The sequence below is a fragment of the Mesorhizobium sp. M7A.F.Ca.CA.001.10.2.1 genome (assembly GCF_003998575.1).
Lineage (GTDB): Bacteria > Pseudomonadota > Alphaproteobacteria > Rhizobiales > Rhizobiaceae > Mesorhizobium.
On sequence record NZ_RZQY01000455.1, the window covers coordinates 1 to 4,846 of the forward strand.

The 4,846-nt window shown below is 64.4% G+C and carries 6 protein-coding genes and 1 pseudogene; 4 read left to right on the forward strand and 3 right to left on the reverse strand.

Annotation, left to right across the window (positions count from 1 at the left end):
- Positions 1 to 249 (forward strand): annotated as a pseudogene (locus EN964_RS24545) (ribulokinase); the annotation flags it as partial.
- Between the two features lie 167 nt (positions 250 to 416).
- Positions 417 to 1,820 (forward strand): MATE family efflux transporter, encoded by a 1,404-nt coding sequence (locus tag EN964_RS24550; protein WP_127276825.1) that lies wholly within the window; start codon positions 417 to 419, stop codon positions 1,818 to 1,820.
- Between the two features lie 131 nt (positions 1,821 to 1,951).
- On the opposite strand, the gene EN964_RS24555 is transcribed toward EN964_RS24550, so the two are convergent.
- The 3 genes from EN964_RS24555 to EN964_RS24565 all read right to left on the reverse strand — a co-directional run bounded on the left by EN964_RS24555 (position 1,952) and on the right by EN964_RS24565 (position 3,368).
- Positions 1,952 to 2,239 (reverse strand): hypothetical protein, encoded by a 288-nt coding sequence (locus tag EN964_RS24555; RefSeq protein ID WP_127268438.1) that lies wholly within the window; start codon positions 2,237 to 2,239, stop codon positions 1,952 to 1,954.
- 222 nt (positions 2,240 to 2,461) lie between these two features.
- Positions 2,462 to 2,920: a nuclear transport factor 2 family protein gene (locus tag EN964_RS24560; protein ID WP_127268437.1), complete on the reverse strand. Its 459-nt coding sequence runs from the start codon at positions 2,918 to 2,920 to the stop codon at positions 2,462 to 2,464.
- Positions 2,921 to 3,008: 88 nt separating this feature from the next.
- A complete protein-coding gene (locus tag EN964_RS24565; protein ID WP_127268436.1) occupies positions 3,009 to 3,368 on the reverse strand; it encodes a hypothetical protein in 360 nt (119 codons plus the stop codon).
- A gap of 79 nt (positions 3,369 to 3,447) precedes the next feature.
- Here EN964_RS24565 and EN964_RS24570 point away from each other — a divergent pair, with 79 nt between their 5' ends.
- A complete protein-coding gene (locus EN964_RS24570) occupies positions 3,448 to 4,026 on the forward strand; it encodes a TetR/AcrR family transcriptional regulator (RefSeq protein ID WP_127268435.1) in 579 nt (192 codons plus the stop codon).
- 44 nt (positions 4,027 to 4,070) lie between these two features.
- On the forward strand, positions 4,071 to 4,846 hold a 776-nt coding region (locus EN964_RS24575), incomplete at its 3' end, for a beta-ketoacyl synthase N-terminal-like domain-containing protein (RefSeq protein WP_281059569.1).

The window sequence follows — 4,846 nt, forward strand, 5'->3', positions numbered from 1 at the left end:
CTCTATGCCGACGCCACCGGCTGCACGGTGATCGAGCCGCTGGCCGACGAGGCGGTGCTGCTCGGCACCGGCATGATCGCCGCCACCGCAGCCGGGCTGTTTCCCGACCTCAACGCCGCCTGTCTTGCCATGCAGCAAGGCGGCCGGACGCGCCCGTCGAACCCGAAATCATCAGGGCGTTTCGAGCGCGACTACAAGGTTTTCCTCGAGATGCACCGCCAGCGGCGGATGCTGGACGCGATCCGCTAGAGCATCGGGGCCGGTCGCTGGCTCAATCCGTTCCTGTCCCTCCTCTCTTGCCTTCATGTCGCGTTTCGTCCAGAAGCTGACGCAAACGCCGCGAAACCGAAGGTTTTGCCGTTTGACATGCGGCTTCCGGCTCTGGCCGACGTGCCGTAGCTGGAAAGAGCGGAACAATGTCTGCGATCGAAGCCGGCGCTCGCGCGCCGGAAAGTCTTTGGCGTCAGGAAATCAGGGCGACGCTGGCGCTTGCCTGGCCGATGGTGCTGACCAATCTCGGCCAGACCGCGATGACGGCCACCGACGTCATGATGATGGGTCGTCTGGGGCCGGATACGCTGGCCAGCGGCGCGCTTGGCGCCAACCTTTATTTCATGCCGCTGATCTTCGGCCTCGGCCTGATGCTGGCGACCTCGCCGATGATCGCCACCGAGCTCGGCCGCCGCCGCTATTCGGTGCGCGACCTGCGCCGCACCGTGCGCCAGGGCCTGTGGCTGGCGATCCTGATCTCGATTCCGATCTGGCTCGTGCTTTGGCACGGCGAAGGCATTCTGCTGGCGATGGGCCAGGACCCGGCGCTCGCCCGTCAGGCCGGCATCTATCTGCGCTGGCTCGAATGGGCGGTGCTGCCGTTCTACGGCTATATCGTGCTGCGCTCGTTCATCTCGGCGCTGGAACGGCCGGGCTGGGCGCTGGTCATCGTCTTCGTCGCCGTCGCCTGCAACGTCTTCTTCAACTGGGTGTTCATGTTCGGCAATCTCGGCGTGCCGGCAATGGGCATTGCCGGGTCGGGCCTTGCCACCTCGCTGTCCTCAGCGCTGATGTTCATCGGCATGGCTGCCGTGGTGCTGCTGGAGAAGAAGTTCCGCCGCTACCGTCTGTTCGGGCGCTTCTGGCGGTCCGACTGGCCGCGCTTCAAGGGTCTGCTGCGGCTCGGCCTGCCGATCGCCGGCATTCTCGCCTTCGAGGTGACGATCTTCAATGCGGCGGCCCTGCTGATGGGCCTGATCGACGCGGATTCGCTGGCCGCGCACGCGATCGCCATCCAGATCGCCTCGATCTCCTTCATGGTGCCGCTCGGCCTCAACCAGGCGGTGACGGTGCGCGTCGGCCTTGCGCACGGCGCCGGTAATCCGGAAGGCGTTTCGCGCGCCGGCTGGACCGCTTTCGTCATCGGTGTCTCGTTCATGGCGCTGATGGGGCTGGTGATGATCCTGTGGCCGCATCCGCTGATCAGCGCCTTCATCGATCTGGGCAATCCGGCCAATGCCAGGGTGATCGAACTTGCCGTGTCGTTCCTCGTCTTCGCGGCGCTGTTCCAGGTCTTCGACGGCGCCCAGGCGGTGGCCGCCGGCATGCTGCGCGGCCTGCACGACACCAAGGTGCCGATGATCTATGCCGCGATCGGCTATTGGGGCGTCGGCCTGCCGCTCGGCGTGCTGCTCGCCTTCCATTTCGGCCTGCATGGCGTCGGCATCTGGATCGGCCTGTCGACGGGGCTGGCCGTGGTGGCCGCGCTGCTTCTGGCGCGCTGGCTGCGGCGCGACCGGTTGGCGCCGCCGCTGGAGTTTGGGCATTGAAACAGGACAGTGCCGGTTTGGCGGCCGCTATGTCCCAATATTGTAGCTGATTAAGCGGCGCCTGCAGAAACGTTCGTGCCGTGAGCCGGCGCTTGGCACCGAGGCAATGAACGTCTCGGCCGAGAGCGGAACTATGTTCCCTTCACGATTCTCGGCTTGCTCGGCCGGCGGGATTGAGCTGCGCTCTCGAGGGCCTGGGCCAACCGCTTCTCGTCTTCGATGGCGCGATCGACTGCCTCAATTTCTTCCTGGAGCGCCTTCAGCTCGGCTCCGTAGCTGGAGCCATCGCTGTCCCCTATCTGAAAGCCACTTGCCCGCATTGCATCGCGGGTATGGTGCACGTTGCGGACTCCTTCGCGTCGGGTTGCGACCAGGATTTCCCGGAACTCTCCAAGACGTTCAACGTGATTGCGAGTCATTGCGTTCTCCTATTTCGTCGTCATCGTCGCCGACGGCGATTCAGAACGGCTAAAAACTACGGCGCAGACCGTTTAAGTGAATACGGGAGATACTCTCGACAAAGCATGAGTGCGGAAGCTCAAATTTGAACGTCTTGCAACAAGTTGGAGCGCGGCAGCGGAGATGGCTCGGGACCCGAGCCGGTCGGCGCATGGGCAACCCGGCCGTCCTCGAACCGCGCTTCAGCTTGTTATCTGTTCGGCGACAGCCTCTTCGAGGCCGGCTGCGGCTTGAGCGGCGAGACCGCGCGCCGCCGCCTGTGAATCGTAAAACTCCTCGAGCGCATGAACCGTGCCCCACCGCAGCGTGAACACGTGGAGACCACGGTTGATGTAGGACGTATCGCCGTTGAGCAGGGTTGCGGTGCCATCCCACTGGGCAAACACGGTGGTATGCCACGGCCAACCCTTCACCCAGACGTGGTTGACCGTGAGATGGAGAGTGGGCAGAACACGGCCGAGGCGCTCGAACCAGCGGCGCAGGGCTTGCTTGTCGTGGCGCTCCCCACCAAGCGCGTGGGCGCCACCAACCCGGTGATGGACATGCGGCGCGATGGCCTTCACCGCCGCGTCCCAGCGATGGTTGTTGACGTCGTCGAAGCTCTGCCGGATCGATTTCTCGACAAAATAGCTGTAAAGCATGTGACCTCTCTCCGAACTTATTGGTGGCGCGCCGTTCCGACGCGAGAGCCCCGGCCAGCATCGCGCGGCCGCGGGCCTGCGCGTCAGGTCAGGGCATTGTCGCGTCGGCTCGCAGGGATGTGTCAGTCTCGGTCGAGACCGTCACTTCCTTACCGGACCTTGAGAACGCGTAGAGCGAGCCCGGGTAGCCCGGTATGGAAAACGACACAGCGTCACTGTTGGCGAGGCCCATGACAACCCGCAGCGGATCACCCCCGGCCTTCGGTGCGAAAGTGGCGGTGACCTCAAGCAGGTCGCCGCGCGGAACGTAGTAGGCCACCATGTCCAGGTGTCCCTGGTGCAGGCTGCCGCCTTCGATCGGGCGTCCGATGGTGGCTTCCTCGGCAAGAGCCGGGGTTGCAAGAAACAGCGCTGCCAGCAGCGAGGCGCTCAGGGTTTTGGGGATCATCTCATTTGTCCTTTTTTAGATTGCGTTCACCCTCTATATAGGGTATAGATTACGAATGCAATCTAAAAAGGAGATGACGATGCGTGTGAGTCGCACTCAGGCCGCGGAAAACCGCGAGACCGTGATCAATGTGGCAAGCCGGCTTTTTCGGGAGCGCGGCTTTGACGGCATCGGCCTCAAGGATCTGATGAAGGGTGCCGGGCTGACCCAGGGCGCCTTTTACAAGCAATTCGAGTCGAAGGACGATCTGGCGGCGCTGGCGTCCAGGCGCGCGATGGAAAGCGCCACCCACAAATGGTCGGCCGCGACCGCCGCACATCCTGGGAGCCCGCTCGACGGGGTGATCTCATTCTACCTCAGCATGGACCATCGCGGGGAAAAGATGGACGGCTGCCCGGTCGTTGCGCTCGGCTCGGATGCGGCCAGGCAAGGTGCCGAGGTGAAGGCATCATTCGAAGTCGGCATCAAGGCGTACCTTGAGATGCTCGGCGGTTGGGTTGGCGAGGGCGACAGCGAAAAGACCGGCAACAAGGCAATGGCCGTTCTCTCGACGATGGTCGGCGCGGTCGTGCTCTCGCGGGTCGTCAACGACCCCGACCTTGCACAGGCTTTTCTGGATGCGGCGGCCGATCAGGTTCGCGAAGCAGTCGCCGCTTGAACGGCGCGAGCAGCGCCGCCGGCACACCAAGGACAGGAGAGCAGATGCAACGGATTGTCGTCACGGGCATGGGAGCGGTCACGCCCCTTGCCGCCAATGTCGAAGCGTCCTGGTCACGCCTGCTTGCCGGCCGGTCGGGCGTTCGCAGGCTTCCTGACGATGTGGTGGGAGATCTGCCGGCTAAGATTGGCGGCGTGGTTCCCTCCCTGGGCGAAGATCCGGAGGCTGGTTTCGATGCCGATGCCGTCCTGTCGGCGAAGGATCAACGCAAGGTGGACCGGTTCATTCTCTTCGCGCTGGCCGCGGCGGAAGAGGCGCTGGCGCAGGCGCAATGGAAGCCTGCCCTGGAAACCGATCGCCTGCGCACGGCCACGATCATCGCTTCAGGGGTCGGCGGGTTCCCCGCCATCACCGAGGCGGTGCGCACGGTGGACCTGCGTGGCGCCCGCCGCCTGTCTCCCTTTACGGTGCCGTCCTTCCTGGTAAACCTCGCGGCGGGCCACATCTCGATCCGTCATGGTTTCAAAGGTCCACTCGGCGCACCGGTGACGGCATGCGCGGCGGGCATCCAAGCGATCGGCGACGCCGCCCGCCTGATCCGCGCCAACGAAGCCGACATCGCCGTATGCGGCGGAACGGAAGCGTGCATCAACACCGTCAGTCTCGGCGGTTTCGTCGCGGCGCGCTCTCTTTCAACCGGCTTCAATTGGGCGCCGGCTCAAGCCTCGCGCCCTTTCGACACATCGCGGGACGGCTTCGTCATGGGCGAAGGAGCCGGCGTGCTGGTCATCGAGGCATTGGACCACGCGTTGGCGCGCGG

Bases quoted from the DNA above. Each gene is read 5' to 3' on its own strand.
- EN964_RS24550 (WP_127276825.1), top strand. From the start codon at position 417: ATGTCTGCGATCGAAGCCGGCGCTCGCGCGCCGGAAAGTCTTTGGCGT.
- EN964_RS24555 (WP_127268438.1), bottom strand. From the start codon at position 2,239: ATGACTCGCAATCACGTTGAACGTCTTGGAGAGTTCCGGGAAATCCTG.
- EN964_RS24560 (WP_127268437.1), bottom strand. From the start codon at position 2,920: ATGCTTTACAGCTATTTTGTCGAGAAATCGATCCGGCAGAGCTTCGAC.
- EN964_RS24565 (WP_127268436.1), bottom strand. From the start codon at position 3,368: ATGATCCCCAAAACCCTGAGCGCCTCGCTGCTGGCAGCGCTGTTTCTT.
- EN964_RS24570 (WP_127268435.1), top strand. From the start codon at position 3,448: ATGCGTGTGAGTCGCACTCAGGCCGCGGAAAACCGCGAGACCGTGATC.